The organism is Bacillus sp. FSL K6-2861, from assembly GCF_038630725.1.
GTDB classification, from domain to species: Bacteria; Bacillota; Bacilli; order Bacillales; family Bacillaceae; genus Bacillus; species Bacillus velezensis.
This window is the reverse complement of record NZ_CP152037.1, coordinates 956,564-974,507: the sequence shown is the minus strand read 5'-3', so window position 1 is coordinate 974,507 and position 17,944 is coordinate 956,564. Positions and strand designations below refer to the sequence as shown.

Sequence of the window (17,944 nt, the reverse complement as noted above, 5' to 3'; positions counted from 1 at the left end):
AAGGGAGCGGCGGGTGCCGCTCCTTACAAATCCCCGTTTAATTTCGAATGCTTTCTCGAATATAAGAAATAAATCACCAGACCGATGATCAGCCAGATAAAGAAACGGAATATGGTCGTGGCGCCGAGGTTAATAATCAAAAACACGCAGAACAGAATGGACAATATCGGAATAAAGGGAACCCCCGGACATTTAAAAGCCCTCGGCAGATCAGGCTGTTTCTTTCTCAATACGATAACCGCCACGGAAATCAGGACAAACGCGGCAAGCGTGCCTATGTTCACCAGCTTCGCCAGTTCATCAAGCGGGACGAGCGAGCCGAGTAATGCTGACAGGATGCCGAACACCCATGTCACCACGTGCGGCGTTTTATGCTTCGGATGAACTTTTGAAAGCGCCCCCGGCACCAAACCGTCACGGGACATGGCAAACATCACCCTCGTCTGCCCGTACAGCATGACGAGCATCACCGTTGTCATCCCCAACACTGCGCCGATATCAATAATCCCGGCCACCCAATTCTGTCCGGCCATCTGCAGAACGAGAGACACGGGATGGTCAACGCCTTCAAAGCGGGCAAACGGAACGACGCCCGTCATAATCGCCGATACGGTCACATACAGCACGGTGCAGACGATTAATGAAAAGATAATTCCTTTCGGCAGATCCTTCGCCGGATTTTTCGTTTCTTCAGCGGCGGAAGAGACGGCGTCAAAACCGATAAAAGAGAAGAAAACGAGCGCCGCGGCACTGAAAACACCGCCGAAACCCATCGGTATAAACGGCTGCCAGTTGTGAGGTTTGACATATACGGCCGCAACGGCGATAAACAATAGAACAACCAGAACCTTCAAAATGACCATAATATTATTGACCCGCTTCGATTCCCTAATGCCTAAGTAGAGGAGGAATGTAATCGCAAGCACGATAACAAATGCGGGGAGATTAAAGAATGTGACCGTGCCTTTAATGGATCCTGGCGCGGCCGTTAATGCGGTCGGAAGATGAATGCCGAAGCCCGCCAAGAATGATTGAAAATAGCCGGACCAGCCGACCGAAACCGCGCTGACGGCGAGCATATATTCCAAGATTAAATCCCAACCGATGATAAACGCTAGAAGTTCACCCAGTGTCGCATAAGTAAACGTGTAGACGGAACCTGAAACCGGGACGCTTGAAGCAAATTCAGCATATGACAGAGCCGCAAATAAACACGCAAGAGCGGCGATGACAAATGAAACGGTCAGCCCCGGCCCCGCCGTGACAGCGCCTGTTCCGGTTAATACAAAAATCCCCGTTCCGATGATGGCCCCTATCCCCAGAAGGGTCAAATCAAAGGCCCCTAACTCTCTTTTCAGCGACTTTTCCCCGCTCGTTGCGGCAAGCAGGTCCTGAATGCTTTTCTTTCTGAATACGCTCCCCTTCATCTGCTTCACTCCTTGTAAACCAATATATGTTAGAATATTCAGATAACAATAGCAATAATGACTAAATTCTTATTTTTCGCATGAAATGTTTCAGCACATCATTCCTTTCTCCTACATCATATTATAGCGAAAAATATAAAAATGAAAATAACTTTTTGAAAATTCTATATATTATTTTTAGTTTTCATAAAACAGAACTCAGCGGATTCTCCACTGTGAAATATTAACATTAGTGATTCAGCTGGCGACTTCCATTTTTCAAAATCGTATTCATATGTACGTTCAAATAAAAATCCCGCCCTTTTTAAAAGCGCGGGATAAGACTTGCGTATTATGTTGAAATAAATCTGCCGCCATTTACGTGAATGGTTTGCCCCGTCATATAGGAAGATTCATCTGAAGCCAGAAGCACGTAAGCTCCGGCGTGTTCCGCAGGCTGTCCCGGTCTTCCCATCGGAGTGTCCAGACCATGCTTTTCCACCTTTTCTTCAGTAAACGTTGCCGGAATCAGGGCGGTCCAGATCGGGCCAGGGGCCACCGCATTTACTCTGATCCCCTGATCGGCCAATGACATCGCCATTGAACGCGTAAAGGAAACGATGCCGCCTTTCGTGCACGAATAGTCGATCAATGATGTGTCTCCCTGATAAGCGGTAATAGACGTTGTATTAATGATGGCGCTCCCTCTTTGCAGGTGGGGCAGCACGGCTTTTGTCATATGAAACATGGAAAACATGTTTGTACGGAATGTCTTCTCCAGCTGTTCAGATGTAATATCAAGAATCCCGTTTTGCGGATGCTGCTCAGCCGCATTATTAACGAGAATATCTATTTTTCCGTAGCGATCTAAGACTTGCCGGACCGCCTTCTGACAATGCGCCTCATCACCGACGTCGCCCGGGATTAACAGGCATTCGGCCTGGTATTCTTCCGCACGCTTTTTCGTTCTCTCAGCATCGGCATGTTCGTCTAGGTACAGGATGGCAAGATCCGCTCCTTCCTTCGCGTAAGCGATCGCAGCCGCTGCGCCGATGCCGCTGTCTCCGCCCGTGATGACGGCGACTTTTCCTTTTAATCTGCCCGACCCTTTTACATCCGGGTCCTCCAAGAGCGGTTTCGGCTCCATGTCTGACTCAATGCCGGGCTGGCGGTTTTGCACCTGCGGCTTTTGTCCTTCCGTCTGTCTGTCCATCGGATTCATATTCTCACACTCCTGCAATTGGTATTACTGAGACGATACCACGCAGTGCGGGGAGTTAAACGGACAAATATGCCGGTAATTAAAGCTGCTGAGCCGTTTCGGGAAAAGCGCCGGTGTATTTCGCAGACGGTCTGTAAATCATGTTGTCAGCGGACTGTTCAAGCACGTGTGCGCACCAGCCTGCCATTCTGCTTGCTGAAAAGGTCGGCGTAAATAAATCATTGTCGACATCAATGGCCTGCATCACAGCCGCTGCGTAAAACTCCACATTCGTATACAGCTTCCGTCCGGGCTTATATTGCTCTAACAAGCGGATGGCTTCCTTCTCTACATAAAGCGCCAAGTCAAGCGACGGATCATTTCCCGCCACTTCTTCAGCTTTTATGCGCAGCGCTTCCGCCCGCGGGTCTTTTGTTTTGTACACCCTGTGCCCGAAGCCCATCAGGCGTTCTCCCCTCATAAGCTTCGCTGCCAAATACGCTTCTGCATTTTCTTTTGTCCCGATGTCTTCAAGCATTTTCGTGACGCCTGAAGGCGCGCCTCCGTGCAGCGGCCCTTTCATCGTACCCAGTGCGGCAGTGACGGCAGACACTAAGTCCGATTCAGTCGAAACGGTGACTCTCGCTGAAAAAGTCGATGCATTCATCCCGTGCTCCATCGCCAGAATCATATACGTTTCAAGCGCTTTCTTTTGGGCTGCGGACGGCTGCCTGCCTGTCAGCATATACAAATAGTTTTCAACGTGTCCGTATCGCGCCTCAGGTGACAACGCTTCCTGCCCTTGTTTACGGCGGTATCTGTACGCAATAATCGTCGGTGTGACGGCAATCAGTTTAATCGCTTCTTCCGGCTTGGGCGGATATGTAAATGAATCTGTGCCCAAACCTGAAACAGCCGTTCTCAGCACCGCCATGTCGTCCATTTCATCCGGAAGCGTTTCCAGTAAGTCGATCAAATGTTTCGGAAGCCCGCGCTCGGCTGCAAGTTCTTCCTGAAACGCAAGCAATTGCCGCTCATCAGGAAGCGCCCCGTTCAAAATGAGATACGCTGCTTCTTCAAAACTGGATTGCAGCGCGATATCCTTCGCGTCATAGCCGCGATATATTAAATGCCCCTTTTCTCCGTCAATGTGGCTGATCGCCGTTTCTGCACAAGTAATCCCTTTCAATCCACGATAAATCAATTTCATTCCCCCTTATCCTCTTTCTGTTATTATAGTAAATATAATATTTAAAAAATAATGAATATTTTTAAGGGAATTAATTAAAACTTTTAATCAGAGGAGTGCATCTATGGATTTTAAATGGCTTCACACCTTCGTCACCGCGGCAAAATATGAGAATTTCAGAAAAACGGCGGAAACGCTTTTTTTATCTCAGCCGACCGTCACCGTTCATATAAAATTATTAGAGAAAGAAATCAGCTGCAAGCTGTTTCAGCGAAGCGGCCGGAAAATACAATTGACGGAAGAAGGAAAAGCATACGTGCCGTTTGCCATGAGGCTTTTGGAAGACTATGAAAACAGCATGGCGGAGCTGCACAGAGTGCGCCAGGGCTACTCGCACACGCTGACACTCGCTGTTTCGCCGCTTATCGCCGACACCGTTCTCCCGTCTGTCATGAAGCGTTATACAGAGGACAATAAAGAAACCGAAATGACGGTCACCATTTTCGAATCGGAAGAAATCGCCTCTCAAATCAGAAACGGCTCAGCCGATATCGGACTGAGCTGCTTAAAGGTGCAATCATCTTCCCTCACTTGCCGCCCCCTGTACAATGACCCCGTTGTCCTCGTCGCGCCGCCCGGCCGAAAACCCGGAACAGGGAAGGCGGATGAAGTAAAAGACCTGTTCGGACAATATCTGCTTTTGACCCATAACCATCCTGACTATTGGGATGATTTGCTCCGCCAGGTCAGAATACAGTTTCCTTTCGTCAGGACGATGAAGGTGACACAGACGCATATTACGAAAAGATTTATTAAAGAGGGGCTGGGTGTCTCATTTCTGCCGCTGTCAGCGGTACGGGCCGAACTCGCCGCAGGCAGCATGATTGAAATTCCGTGCGAATTCGCCCAGATGCCGAGCGCGGGCGCGTACGCCATCGCCCTCTATGAAAATGAAAAAAAGAAAACCTTTTTAGATTTTTTATCACATTTTCATTTTAGGTGAAACAAATGGAGCTCTGTCCCGTCTAAATAAAAAACCCGTTCTGATGAACGGGTTTCTATCGCTGCTAGAATCTTTTCGCGCCAAGGTAGCGAGGTTTCCAGTAGCTGTTATTCAGATCACTTGTTGCGACGCCGTCAGAACCGGCATGGATGAACTTGTTGTTTCCGATGTACACACCCATGTGTGAAGGGCCGGCCTGATATGTTGTAAAGAAGACGAAGTCTCCTCTTGACGGACTGGACACGCTCTTCATTGAGCTCCAGTATCCCGCAGTGCTTGTTCTGCCGACACTCGTCTGTTTGTTTAATAGGTACCAGATAAATCCGCTGCAGTCAAAGCCGGAAGTCGTTGTTCCGCCCCATACATACGGCGTGCCGATTAAAGATTGCGCATCAGAAATCAGCTTGTTTACATTCAGGCTCGTCTGTGCAGCATTATGGCTGGATGAAGGCTGCTTTGATGACGAAGATCCTGAAGACGTTGAACCGGAAGTTGATCCCTTTACTTTAAGAACTTGTCCGATGCGGATCAGGTCCGTTTTTAAACCGTTTAAACTTTTTAATTGGTTTACCGTCATTTTATATTTATTCGCAATTTTCCAAAGGCTGTCGCCTTTTACGACTTTATATGTAGACGATGATGACTTGCTGCCGGAATTTGAACCTGAGGATGATTTACCGTTGATCGAAAGCGTCTGGCCGATGTAAATGATATCCGATTTTAATTTATTCTCAGATTTAATGGAATTAATTGACGTTCCGTACCGATTTGAAAGTCCCCATAATGTATCGCCTTTTTTTACCTTAATCGTTTGCGCAGATGCCGCGCCCGCAAACAAAGTCGTCCCCAAAACCACTGCCGTTGTTGCTGTAACAAGTTGCTTTTTCATATTTTCCTCCCTGACTGATTCTATCTATTTTATGTGTCTCTTTTTTAAAGTTTTTATCTGTTTCCTATTATAAGGTTCAATTTCCACTAGAAATAGACTTGACTTCCCGTGACAAATTTCTTACTAATTCGTTTTAGAAAAAAGTTTTTAAGGGTATTAAATATTTCAATTTGATTTCAAACGTGACGAAAAACAAGTCAATTTGTCATGTTTTTTTCCTGTGATCCTCGTATTTTGGAAAAACAAAGCAGTTTATTTTCCAAATAACCCCTTGTTAAAAAAATCCTCGGCTTTTTCAAAAAAGTGAATGGTTTTCACTCTTTCTTGAAAACATAACTTCACACCGGAATTTACATTTCTAACAATGTTTCACCTGAAATTTACAGGAGGAACAGGCACTCTTTACAAACATCCCCTACCATTAGACATGCAGACACGATTAAAGGAGGACGAGTGAGAATGAGTCTATTTAAACAGGTTCGATCAAAACTTCTGCCGGCGGCAGCCGTATCCGTGCTGACAGCCGGTCTGATTGCGGGCGCGGGGCTTCAGCACTCCGAACAGGCTGCGGCAAAAAAACAGCCTGACAAAAACGAAATCAGAAACGTCATCTTCATGGTCGGCGACGGAATGGGCGCTCCCTATATAAACGCCTATCGTTCGGTCATTAACAAAGGAAAGCCTTCGGATGGTATGAAACTGACGGCATTCGACCCCAATCTCGCCGGTATGATGATGACTTATCCTGACGATCCTGATTCCAATATTACCGATTCCGCGGCGGCTGGCACGGCAATGGCCACGGGCGTGAAAACGTATAACGCGGCGATCGGAGTCGATAAAAAAGGAAAGCGGGTAAAATCCGTCCTCGAAGAAGCGAAACAAAGAGGGAAATCCACCGGACTTGTCGCAACTTCGGAGATTGCCCACGCCACCCCTGCGGCATTCGGAGCCCATAACAAATCCCGAAAGAACATGGATGATATCGCAAGCAGCTACTTTGATGACCGCATCAACGGAAAACAAAAAGTCGATGTGCTCCTTGGAGGCGGCAAGTCAAACTTTATCCGTAAAGACCGCAATGTAACAAAGGATTTCAAAAAAGCGGGATACAGCTACGTGACATCAAAACAGGAGCTCAAAAAGGATCGTAACAAGAAGATTCTCGGCCTGTTTGCCGATGGCGGACTCGACAAAGCAATCGACCGCTCAAACGCCGTCCCTTCATTAGAAGACATGACAACGGCGGCGATCGACAGGCTGAACAAGAATAAAAAAGGGTTTTTCTTAATGGTCGAAGGCAGCCAAATTGACTGGGCGGGACATGACAATGATATAGTCGGTGCAATGAGTGAAATGAAGGATTTTGAAAAAGCGTATAAAGCAGCGATCGCATTTGCCAAAAAGGACAAACATACGCTTGTCGTTGCCACGGCTGACCATACCACCGGCGGATTGACGATCGGCGCGAATGACGATAAAAACTGGCATGTTGAACCGATTCTTGCCGCCAAAAAAACCCCGGCATTTATGGCTGACCAAATCAAAGCGGGCAAATCCGTATCTTCCGTGCTTGCGCGTTATACAGACCTGAAATGGTCAAAAGCTGAAATCAAACAGATCGAAACGGCCGCAAAACAGGATGCTGACAAGAGCGTCTACAAAGCGATCATTAAGCTCTTTAATGCGAAAACCAACAGCGGCTGGACAACCGGCGATCATACGGGCGAAGAAGTTCCCGTTTACGCATACGGTCCGGGAAGAGAGTCATTTACGGGGCTTTTAAACAACACGGACCAGGCCAAAAAGATCTTTCACATCCTGAAACACGGAAAATAAAAAAAGGATGCGGGGGTTTCCCCGCATCCTTTCTTCTTTTACAGATATCTCCGGTGCACTCCTTTGCCGTCATACGAAAACATCACTTCTCTGTCTTCAAGAACAGATTCGATGTGCACGCTCCTGCCCCACAGCTGGTACAGATACGGCAGCACTTTCTCCAAATATTTCAGATCAAGCTCAATTCCCTCATACCAATGTTTAATATAAAGCTCATTATTCTTCAGGTAATCCCCGTCATTGACGGTCAGATAAGGAAATCCCCCGTTGACCCGCATGTTCACGAGCTGGTCGCGCACGGCCTTCCATTCTTTGTCGATCACTTTATAGTCCCTGCCCTGCTTTTGGAATAAATACAAATCCTCACGCATTACGAGATCTTTCGTCAAATAATTGCGGATAAATGATATATCCGATTCAATTTCCCTGACCTCAAACATTTTTTCGCGTCCGGAACCGGGCTTTACCCCTGTTTTTTTCATTTCATCTGTCGGGTTGTCATAACGCTCTTCGATGTCTTCAAAAATTTTCAGCCCTAAATAATACGGGTTGATTCCCGTTTTTGACGGCTGAACGACGCCTGCGTTCAGCTTCGCAAATTCGATAGCTTCATCTGAAGTCAGGTCAAGCTCGCGGATAATCCGCTGATGCCAATAGGATGCCCAGCCTTCGTTCATGATTTTCGTTTCCAGCTGAGGCCAGAAATACAGCATTTCTTCTCTCATCATGGTTAAAATGTCACGCTGCCACGGTTCAAGCTCCCGCGAATGTTCCTCGATAAACAGCAGAATATCTTTTTCCGGCCGGGGCGGAAACGGTTTTTTCCCTTTTTTCTTTTTCAGCTGCTTCGGCTTATCCATTCCCCATAAATCATCGTAAGGCGATGGCGCGGTTTCTTCTTCGTCCTCCTCTTCGTCATCGACGCTCCACAGCAGCTTCGGCCTGACGAGCGACGGATCGATATGCTCCTGAACCGCCAGAATGGCATCTAAAAAGGACTCCACCTCTTTTATCCCGTGAATTCTTTCATAATGCTTAATCCGCTCCGCCGCAGCCGCCATACTCTCAACCATGTCCCGGTTCGTATTTTGAAAGCGGCAGTTATGTTTGAAAAAATCACAATGGGCAAGAACATGGGCTACAATTAATTTATTTTGGATCAGCGAATTGCTGTCCAGCAAAAAAGCGTAGCAAGGGTTGGAATTAATGACAAGTTCATAAATTTTGCTCAAACCGAGATCATAATGGAGTTTCATCTTGTGAAATTGTTTGCCGAAACTCCAATGGCTGAATCTCGTCGGCATGCCGTACGCGCCGAATGTATAAATAATCTCAGCCGGACAAATTTCATATCTCATCGGGTAGAAATCAAGGCCGAAACCCTTCGCAATGTCGGTTATTTCCTCAATTGCCCGCTGTAAACCTTTTGTCTCCTCCGCGTTCAACCGAATCCCCCCTACTTGGACTTATTTATAATGTATGACCCCTCCTCTCAAAAGATGAAATAACAGACCGGTTTCCGTCTGAAAACTTTCGGCACACCCGCCCCGTTTGCTTTATATGTAAGTGGGTAAAACACACACCATACCCCAAAAAGAAAAGGAGCGATTCTACTTGAATACAGCAGACATGCTTACGACGTATCTCAGCAAACTCCCGAATCTGGTCATTGCACTGCTCGTCCTGCTTATCGGCTGGGGCATTGCCAAAATCATTGAAAAAGCTGTATACAAAGGCCTGCAAAAAACAAAAATCGACGACAGACTGTTCGCCGAAACAAAGCCGGCGCGCTATTCCTCAGAAAAAGTCATCAGTAAAGTCATTTATTTTATCGCATTAATCATCGTTTTTATTCTATTCTTTAACATTCTGCATCTGACAACCGTGGCTTCGCCTTTTGTCAGCATGCTGTCAGCGATAACGGCGGCTGTGCCGAGCATTTTAAAAGCCGGCCTGATTCTGCTGTTGGGCTGGGCGGCCGCTTCGCTTTTCAGCTATCTCGTCAAAAAAGCGGGCATGAAACTCGCTGAAAACGGCCGGCTCAGAAAATGGACAATGGTGTCTGAAGAAGCGGAGATGAGCAGATCCGTTACGGCCGCTTCACGAATCGTTTTTTACTTCGTCTTGCTCTTGTTCCTGCCCGGCGTCTTGGCCGCTCTCCAAATCAGCGGAGTATCAGGGCCGTTTACAAATATGATCCAAAGCGTTTTGTCCTTTATACCGAAATTATTCGCCGCGGCGCTGATTGTTTTAATCGGCTGGCTTGTTGCCCGTCTCGTCCGTGATATCGTCACAAACTTTCTGGCGAGTATCGGCACGGAAAGGCTCGCCGCACGTATGGGGCTTTCTATATACCTGAAGGATACAAGCCTGTCGGCAATCATCGGAACGATTGTCTACGTGCTGATTTTCATTCCGGTGATCATTTCTGCGCTTGACCGGCTTGATGTGGCGGGTATTTCTGAACCGGCGTCAGCCATGCTGCACACGGTCTTCACAATGCTCCCTAATATCATCATCGGTATCGTGCTGATCATCGCCGGCATCTGGATCGGAAAATGGGTCAACAGCATTGTATCCGGGCTCTTGCACCGGGCCGGTTTCGACTCTCTTCTCGGTAAAATGGGTTTTGAACAGACGGGTACCCCGAAGCTGACGCTTTCTCAGACGGTCGGCATGATTGTTCAGATTATCATCGTCCTGCTGTTTACGGCAGAGGCGCTGCAGCTTGTTCATCTCGAATTTCTCGTCGTTATCGCAACAGGTATTATCGCTTACCTGCCTAATGTTCTGGCCGCTGTATTTATTCTCGGAATCGGACTTTTGGCCGGACAGCTCGTCAGCAGACTGCTTGCCGGCATGCTGAGCGGAAAGGAATTCAGATTCCTGGCGCCGCTTGCGAAATATACCATTATCACTCTTTCAATCTTTATGGCGCTGGATCAGCTCGGTGTCGCCGACACGATCGTAAATGCCGCGTTTATTCTGATTCTGGGCGGTTTCGTGCTTGCCTTCGGACTTTCATTCGGTCTTGGCGGAAAAGATTTCGCCTCCCGTTATCTCGCAAAATTGGATCGCAAAATTGAAAAACATCAATCGGCTGACGATCGGAAGCCGCCGATGTCTTAACGAAAAAAACGTGTGCTCAGAAGGAGCGCACGTTTTTTTTGAGTTAAGGGGGCAAATTCCTTTTTTTTCATTTTAGATTCATATATGATAGACTGTAACAGAAGCAAAATCTCTTTTTTCGAGGTCATTCTATGAAATTAACGAACTATACCGATTATTCTTTACGCGTTTTGATTTTTTTGGCTTCCAGACATTCCGATGAACTTTCCAACATAAAAGAAATCGCAGATACTTATTCCATCTCTAAAAACCACCTCATGAAAGTCATTTACCGCCTCGGCCAGCTCGGATATGTCGAAACGATCCGGGGCCGGGGAGGCGGAATCCGTTTAGGAATGACACCGGAAGACATAAACATTGGAGAAGTCGTTCGAAATACAGAAGACGACTTTAACATCGTAGAATGCTTTGACTCCAAAAAAAATCTCTGTATCATATCTCCCGCCTGCAACTTAAAGAACCTTCTGAATGAAGCCCTGCAAGCTTACCTGGCCGTTTTAGACAAATATACGTTAAGGGATCTGGTCAAAAACAAAGAGGAGATTATGAGACTGCTCAGAAGCTGAAGGAATGTCCGCATTCCTTCTTTTTTTTATGCCGGCATAAGAAAAAAGGACTATTTCTATTAATATGATAAACGATTGCAGACAAGTGCCGATATAAAGATTATCATTACTGATATCCTCACCTTGCGGCTGCAACGAATGGGGATAGTAAAATCATCGCAGGAAAAGGGAGATTCATTATGAGAAAAAAGGTAGCGGTCGGTTTGACTGCATCTGCGATCGTCGGGTCTGCGTTAGCTGTAACACCGGCAGAAGCACAAACGATTAAGGTTAAAAGCGGAGATTCATTATGGAAGCTTGCCCAAAACTACAATACGAGCGTGGATGCCATTACATCAGCCAATCATCTAAAATCCACCGTTATTTCTATCGGGCAGACGCTCAACATTCCTAACGGCAAATCAGATTCCGGCAGCAAAAATCCATCTTCAAAGAACAGCGGCACGACTAAAAGCGTTTATACAGTGAAAAGCGGCGACTCGCTGTGGCTGATCGCATCTGATTTTAAAATGTCCGTACAGGAACTGAAAAAATTGAACGGTCTGACAAGCGACTTAATCCGCGCGGGACAGAAGCTGCAAGTGACGGGGAAAGTTTCCTCAAGCACCGATCAGAAAAAAACCACGCCGGGCAGCAGCTCAAACAGCAGCAAAAAGCAGTCATCATCTTCCGGGACGTATAAAGTCAAACTCGGCGATTCACTATGGAAGATCGCAAACAGCGTCAATATGACCATTGCGGAACTCAAAGTATTAAACAACTTAAAAACGGATACGATCTACGTAAACCAAGTCCTGAAAACAAAAGGAACGTCTTCTTCGGGAAACACGCCGTCAAAAGACAATTCAGACCAAAATAAAAACCAGACGCAAACGTCCTCCTATACAGTAAAAAGCGGAGACTCACTCTGGAAAATCGCAAACGCATACAATATGACGGTTCAGCAAATCAGAAGCATCAACAAACTGACGTCAGACATGCTGCGGGTCGGACAAGTGCTTAAGCTGACCAAAACGTCATCTTCCGGCTCTTCGACTTCACCGTCAACTCCGAACCAGTCCGGAAATACAGGGAAAACCACTACATATACCGTGAAAAGCGGGGATTCTTTATGGGTGATCGCCCAAAAGTTCAATGTGACCGCCCAGCAGATCCGCGAGAAAAACAATCTGAAAACAGATGTTCTTCAAATCGGACAAAAGCTGACGATTACCGGGCAGCAGACAAACACGACACCAAATCAGTCCGGCAACACAGGCGGCACAGGTTCAACAAGCGCGAAGATTAATGTAATGATCGATGCCGCAAAAGCTCAGCTGGGCGTACCGTATGTATGGGGCGGGACGACGCCGAGAGGCTTTGACTGCAGCGGTTTCATTTATTACGTTCTCAATAAGGTCACTTCTGTATCCAGACTTTCAGCCGCAGGCTACTGGAATACGATGACATCAGTCAGCCAGCCGGCGGTCGGTGACTTTGTCTTTTTCTCAACTTATAAAGCCGGACCTTCCCACGTCGGTATTTATCTCGGGAACGGCCAGTTTATTAATGCCAACGATTCGGGTGTCGTTATTTCCAGCATGAACAACTCCTATTGGAAACAGCGCTACCTCGGCGCAAAACGTTTCTTCTGATATCTGATAAGCTGTACGGCCTCAATAAGGCTGTGCAGCTTTTTTTACAGTCTGAAAATATTAATGCTGATCACGTGTTTTGTCACGGGATGGAAATACACTTCAGCACGGGATGAAAACGTTTCTTTTGCTGTTTGCACCGTTACGCGAAACACATCTTTCGTCTGTTCCCGGTTCACTTTTGTACGGCCCATGTACGAATAATCGGTAAGCTCGGCCCCCTTGTATTCACGTTCAAGCTGGTTCCATGCGAGCTGTTCCCATTTTTCAACTGACGGATCAAGGTGTTTTGTATGCCCTTTTTCAGCGATCGAGGCAATGAGAATGCCGCAAAACAAGAGGGCAAGCACAAATGGAAGGGATTTCATCTTTATGTTCTCCTGAGTCGTTTTTTGTCAATCTTAGCGTGTCCAAAGAAGAAACGGATATGCGGTTTTATTTTATGTCTCCCTCATATTGCTATGCCGCTGTGATAAGGCCACCAACTTTTCCCCTGTTGCATCGGTCTTCGACGGCATAAACTAACGGAGAACTTCTCATTGAAAGGAGAAGCGTAAGATGGATCATGCGGATTATGATAAAGCCTTGTATTACACACACCGGTCTCAATGGGACAATTTGTTAATTTTGATGGTTCGTACAAAAGATGATTTATTATCAAAGCGTATTGAGCACTTTCTGCACGCGTATCATTTCGAATATGATCATGCGGTGCTTGAAAAAGAGCTGTATTCCCTTCTCGGGTATATTGATCATGCGACAGAACTCGCTTATGAAGATCAATTAGCCATGCTGACATAAAACAATCCCGGCGTCAGACGCCGGGATTTCTTGTATTTGTGAACATATTCAGCTCTTCGATCATCTCTTTCAGGCTGACCGCCATATCCTCAGATACGGTCCGGCGCTCCATGTCAATGTGAATCGGATCTAAGACCAGCTGTTTCGGGATGACATTTGCATAAACGCCCCGCATGACCGTCCGCATATTCGCCAGCGCGTTCATGCCTCCTTTTCCTCCGCCCGCCGCGGCAATGATTGCCACCGGTTTGTATGCCCAGTGATCGCTGCTTAAAAAATCGATGGCGTTTTTTAAAGCGCCGCTCATGCCGCTGTGATACTCGGGAGATAATAAGACGACGGCCGCCGACTTTTTCACCTGCCGCCTTAACTCTTGCACTGCAGGCAGCTCGTTCTGTTCTTCTTCACCGTTATAAAGCGGCAGATCACTTTCGCTCAAATCAATAAAATCGGTATGAAACCGATCTCTTATATAAGAAGCGGCAATTCTAGTCCGCCCGTTTTTTCTCGGTGTTCCGCTGATCACTAATATGCTCATCATTTTACCGCCTTTCCAAAAACATTATATTTTACCGCATACAATGCCGCCTGCGTCCGATCGAAAGATTCAGCTTTGACAGCAGGTTGGATACGTGGGTCTTCACTGTTTTTTCTGAAATAAACAGTGCCGCCGTAATTTCCTTATTGCTTTTCCCTTTGGCTATTTCTTGAAGAACATCTTTTTCACGGGGGGTCAGCTGATCATATTTTTCCTTATCCTGATCATCCTGAACCATATGGGTCAGCACGTGAGGCACAATATCCGCCGACAGCCGGTAACGTCCGGAATACACTTCCCAGAGCGTTTTCACTAAATCATCGGGCTGGGCGTCTTTCAGCTGATACGCTTTTGCGCCGGCTTTAAGGGCGGGAATGACATGCTCCTGATCAGAATAGCTCGTCAAAACGACGATACTGATGTCCGGAAATCGTTCAGCCGCAATTTTTGCCGCTTCTATGCCGTCCATATCAGGCATTGATAAATCCATCAGAATGATGTCCGGCTCCGTCTTTTCAGCTTGCTGAAGCGCTTCAGCACCGGTGGACGCCTCACCGACAACTTCAATGTCTTCCTGAGTGGCGAAGAAATAGCGCAGTCCTTTGCGGACAACGTGATGATCATCAGCAATCACAATTTTCATCAATCAGACCTCCTGTCCCGAAATGGAAGCCGAACGGAGACAATCGTTCCGGCGCCAATCTCGGATTGCAATGTAAAGCGGCCTCCGATTGCTTCGGCGCGCGCTTTCATGCCGGTCACGCCGAGCGACGGCAGCACAGCATGCGCATCAGCGCTGAAGCCCGCTCCACGGTCGCTAATATGAAGCTCCGCGCAATCCGGCTTTTTAACGGCGGAAATGATAACCCGGTCCGTTCCCGCATGCTTTTTACAGTTATTCAAGGCTTCCTGGGCGATCCGCCAAAGCGCGTGTTCCTGTTCATCCGTAAGCTCCAGCTCATCCTCCATTTCACAAACGGCTTCCAGGCCGATAAGAGCGGCATAGCTTTTGATCGACGCATACAGCCCTTTCGTCAAACTTTCCGGCTTCAGCTGCCAAATAAGCGCCCTCATTTCTGTTAGCGCATCCTGAGACAGCTCTTGAATAAACGTAATCATCTGCCGGAGCCGATCATCATCTGTAAAGCTCTTTGCGGCTTTTGCCGTTAAGCTGACAGAAAACAGCATCTGATTGACGGAATCATGCAGCTCTTGCGCAAGTCTGCTTCGTTCCATCAACAGGGCGTTCTGCTGCTCAAATTCGGCCAATTTCATCCGCTGAATCGCCGTTCCGATTTGAAATGCAACCGCTTCAAGCAGATGCAGTTCTTCTTCGTTGAAAAATGTCTTTTCGCTTGCGGCGACGTTTAATAAACCGAACTTCCGGCCGCCGTCCTCAAGCGGTACGGTCGCATGATGGGTAATGCCCTCCGTATCGCGGCAGTTCGTCGTCTGTTCCGCAAATTCAATCCGTTTACAATTCATTATGTTTACGGCCTTTGTCAATCCGCCATTGCTGAATTTGGTCAGACAATAGCATTCCCCGCTGCAAATCAGTGCATTTTCCCGCTGACCGAGAGCCGGCGGTAAATAAGCGGATGCGGCGAGCGTATAAGACCCGTCCGGCTCAATCAGAAAAATCCACCCTGTCTGCAGCCCGGTCAGGCTGAGCAGTTCGCGGAGCACTTTATCAAGCGCTTCCTTTAAATCGTGGCTTTGGTTTAAGGTTTCCGCAATCGCTTTTAACGTTTTTAACGTTTCTACCGTCGTTTTCGTCAATTTCCCTCACTCCGGCCAATCAGAATTATCCATATTATATCAATTCTTTTCTGTATATTCCTTTGTTTTCAGCATGAATTTTCCTCATACTTTCGGATGAGACGCATAAAAAAACCGCCGGATGTCGCTTCCGGCGGTTTGTTGTTTATTTCGTTTTTTCCACTATGCCATCCACTGTTTTCATGACGGCTTCAGATAATGCGGCAAGACGCTGTTCGCTGTCTTGTAAAGAAGTTCCCTTCACGGCGAAATAGAACTTCACTTTCGGCTCCGTTCCCGATGGACGAAGGCAGAACCAAGAGCCGTCTTCAAGGAAATATTTCAGGACATTTGACTTCGGCAGATCAATATCTTCTTCATGATGATCGGCAAATACAGTCCGTTTTCCCGTTGAATAGTCTTCAGCCTGCGTGATTTGTTTTCCGGCCATCTGCTTCGGCGGATCGTTTCGGAAGGAAGTCAGGATAGCGGAAATCTGCTCTGCACCCTGTTTTCCTTTTAACGTCAATGACTTCAAGCCTTCACGGTAATAACCGTATTCTTTAAAAATGGACAGCAGCGCGTCATAAAGCGACATGCCCTGCTTTTTATAAAAGGCGCATACCTCGACGGCTAACAGCGCAGCCTGGATCGCGTCTTTGTCACGCGCGAAATCGCCGATTAAGTAGCCGTAGCTTTCTTCATACCCGAACTGGAACGTGTATTGGCCTGATTTTTCATATTCTTTGATCTTTTCACCGATAAATTTGAAGCCTGTCAGTGTGTCAACCGTATCTAATCCGAACGATGAAGCGACGGCGCGGCCCAATTCGCTCGTGACAATCGTTTTCATGACGACACCGTTTTCAGGAAGGGCGCCCTGTTTTTTCTTCTCGGAAAGCAGGTAATGCAATAAAAGCGCGCCTGTCTGGTTTCCCGTCAGCACTGTGTACTTGCCTTCGCTGTTTTTTACGGCAATGCCGAGACGGTCGGCATCCGGGTCCGTAGCGACGAGAATATCAGCGTTTTGTTCTTCTCCGAGTTTAATGGCATATTCGAATGCCGCGTGCTCTTCCGGATTCGGCGATTTGACGGTTGAAAAATCCGGGTCCGGCAGCTCTTGCTCCTTCACGACGGTGACGTTTTTGTAACCGAGTGCTTCAAGACCGCGGCGCACCGGTTTATTTGCCGTGCCGTGCAGCGGAGTGAACACGACGCTGACATCCACTTCATCCGAAAGCTCGGGATGTACGGAGATGGAAGTCAGTTCTTCAGTATATGGTTTATCAATTTCTTCACCGATTATTTTAATCAAACCTTTTTCTTTCAGCGACTGTTCATCTTCAACTTGAATCGTTAGTTCATTTTCTATGGCATTCACTTCCGCAATGACGATGTCCGCTTCTTTCGGCGGCAGCTGTGCGCCGTCATCGCCATACACTTTATATCCGTTATATTCAGGCGGGTTATGGCTGGCCGTCACGACGATACCGGCATAAGCGTTCAGCTTTCTCACCGCAAAAGACAGCTCAGGCGTCGGGCGGAGCTCATCAAATACGTATGTTTGAATGCCTTGGGAAGCAAGGGTTTTTGCAGCTTCCATCGCAAACTCAGGAGATTTATGACGGGAGTCGTATGCGATCGCAACCCCTCTTTTTTTCGCGTCTTCCCCCTGTTTCGCGATATACGCCGCAAGTCCGGCGGATGCTTTGCGGACCGTGTAAATGTTCATCCTGTTCGTACCCGGCCCGATTTCTCCTCTCATGCCTCCTGTTCCGAACTCAAGATTTTTGTAGAAAAAATCTTCCAGCAGCTGCTCGTTTCCTTCTGCGTCCGCCAATAATTTTTTCAATTCTGAATCTAATTGTTCGGCCTGATTCCAGCGTTCGTAACTCTTACTCCAACTCATGTTCGTCCTCCTATAATTTCAGCTTATGACCATATTTTAATATGAAGCGGCTGCCCGTGTCACTTGATAACTTAACCAAATG

At 47.2% G+C, this 17,944-nt stretch carries 14 protein-coding genes and 2 pseudogenes; 6 read left to right on the top strand and 10 right to left on the bottom strand.

Annotation, left to right across the window (positions count from 1 at the left end; genetic code table 11):
• Window positions 1-23: 23 nt before the first annotated feature.
• From NYE62_RS04825 to NYE62_RS04815, 3 genes are all read right to left on the bottom strand, one after another.
• Window positions 24-1,427, bottom strand: coding sequence for an amino acid permease (locus NYE62_RS04825; protein ID WP_040238370.1), 1,404 nt, complete (start codon window positions 1,425-1,427; stop codon window positions 24-26).
• 331 nt (window positions 1,428-1,758) lie between these two features.
• Window positions 1,759-2,628, bottom strand: a complete 870-nt coding sequence (locus tag NYE62_RS04820) for an SDR family oxidoreductase (RefSeq protein ID WP_199022445.1) — start codon at window positions 2,626-2,628, stop codon at window positions 1,759-1,761.
• A gap of 79 nt (window positions 2,629-2,707) precedes the next feature.
• Complete coding sequence (locus NYE62_RS04815; RefSeq protein WP_032866195.1) at window positions 2,708-3,811, bottom strand: citrate synthase/methylcitrate synthase; 1,104 nt, start codon at window positions 3,809-3,811, stop codon at window positions 2,708-2,710.
• Window positions 3,812-3,920: 109 nt separating this feature from the next.
• Between NYE62_RS04815 and NYE62_RS04810 the strand changes: the two genes are divergently transcribed.
• A complete protein-coding gene (locus NYE62_RS04810; RefSeq protein ID WP_025649531.1) occupies window positions 3,921-4,799 on the top strand; it encodes a LysR family transcriptional regulator in 879 nt (292 codons plus the stop codon).
• 64 nt (window positions 4,800-4,863) lie between these two features.
• Here NYE62_RS04810 and NYE62_RS04805 read toward each other — a convergent pair whose 3' ends face one another.
• Window positions 4,864-5,688 carry a C40 family peptidase gene (locus tag NYE62_RS04805; RefSeq protein WP_199022444.1) on the bottom strand — a complete coding sequence of 275 codons (825 nt, stop codon included), beginning with the start codon at window positions 5,686-5,688 and terminating at the stop codon, window positions 4,864-4,866.
• Window positions 5,689-6,147: 459 nt separating this feature from the next.
• Here NYE62_RS04805 and NYE62_RS04800 point away from each other — a divergent pair, with 459 nt between their 5' ends.
• The gene (locus NYE62_RS04800) at window positions 6,148-7,527 is read left to right on the top strand and encodes an alkaline phosphatase (protein WP_144664043.1); all 1,380 of its coding nucleotides are present in this window, start codon (window positions 6,148-6,150) and stop codon (window positions 7,525-7,527) included.
• A 38-nt stretch (window positions 7,528-7,565) separates the two neighbouring features.
• On the opposite strand, the gene NYE62_RS04795 is transcribed toward NYE62_RS04800, so the two are convergent.
• Window positions 7,566-8,972: a SpoVR family protein gene (locus tag NYE62_RS04795; RefSeq protein WP_033574462.1), complete on the bottom strand. Its 1,407-nt coding sequence runs from the start codon at window positions 8,970-8,972 to the stop codon at window positions 7,566-7,568.
• A 104-nt stretch (window positions 8,973-9,076) separates the two neighbouring features.
• Between NYE62_RS04795 and NYE62_RS04790 the strand changes: the two are divergent.
• From NYE62_RS04790 to NYE62_RS04780, 3 genes and pseudogenes are all read left to right on the top strand, one after another.
• Window positions 9,077-10,656, top strand: a pseudogene (locus tag NYE62_RS04790) (mechanosensitive ion channel); the annotation flags it as partial.
• 131 nt (window positions 10,657-10,787) lie between these two features.
• On the top strand, window positions 10,788-11,222 hold the full coding sequence (gene nsrR / locus NYE62_RS04785; protein ID WP_007610306.1) for a nitric oxide-sensing transcriptional repressor NsrR: 435 nt from the start codon (window positions 10,788-10,790) through the stop codon (window positions 11,220-11,222).
• Window positions 11,223-11,401: 179 nt separating this feature from the next.
• The gene (locus NYE62_RS04780; protein WP_256683748.1) at window positions 11,402-12,856 is read left to right on the top strand and encodes a peptidoglycan endopeptidase; all 1,455 of its coding nucleotides are present in this window, start codon (window positions 11,402-11,404) and stop codon (window positions 12,854-12,856) included.
• 44 nt (window positions 12,857-12,900) lie between these two features.
• Here the strand turns inward: NYE62_RS04780 and NYE62_RS04775 are convergent, their stop codons facing one another.
• A complete protein-coding gene (locus tag NYE62_RS04775; protein WP_342497269.1) occupies window positions 12,901-13,224 on the bottom strand; it encodes a DUF3889 domain-containing protein in 324 nt (107 codons plus the stop codon).
• 190 nt (window positions 13,225-13,414) lie between these two features.
• Here NYE62_RS04775 and NYE62_RS04770 point away from each other — a divergent pair, with 190 nt between their 5' ends.
• The gene (locus tag NYE62_RS04770) at window positions 13,415-13,657 is read left to right on the top strand and encodes a YhdB family protein (RefSeq protein WP_003155335.1); all 243 of its coding nucleotides are present in this window, start codon (window positions 13,415-13,417) and stop codon (window positions 13,655-13,657) included.
• Between the two features lie 13 nt (window positions 13,658-13,670).
• Here the strand turns inward: NYE62_RS04770 and NYE62_RS04765 are convergent, their stop codons facing one another.
• From NYE62_RS04765 to NYE62_RS04750, 4 genes and pseudogenes are all read right to left on the bottom strand, one after another.
• On the bottom strand, window positions 13,671-14,195 hold the full coding sequence (locus tag NYE62_RS04765; RefSeq protein WP_144664201.1) for an NADPH-dependent FMN reductase: 525 nt from the start codon (window positions 14,193-14,195) through the stop codon (window positions 13,671-13,673).
• Window positions 14,195-14,838, bottom strand: a pseudogene (locus NYE62_RS04760) (response regulator transcription factor). The gene NYE62_RS04765 and the pseudogene NYE62_RS04760 overlap by 1 nt, the downstream one beginning before the upstream one ends.
• Window positions 14,838-15,974, bottom strand: coding sequence for a GAF domain-containing sensor histidine kinase (locus NYE62_RS04755; RefSeq protein ID WP_251257049.1), 1,137 nt, complete (start codon window positions 15,972-15,974; stop codon window positions 14,838-14,840). Before NYE62_RS04755 ends, NYE62_RS04760 begins: the two are co-directional and overlap by 1 nt.
• 145 nt (window positions 15,975-16,119) lie before the next feature.
• On the bottom strand, window positions 16,120-17,862 hold the full coding sequence (locus tag NYE62_RS04750) for a phospho-sugar mutase (RefSeq protein ID WP_007409283.1): 1,743 nt from the start codon (window positions 17,860-17,862) through the stop codon (window positions 16,120-16,122).
• Between the last annotated feature and the right edge of the window lie 82 nt (window positions 17,863-17,944).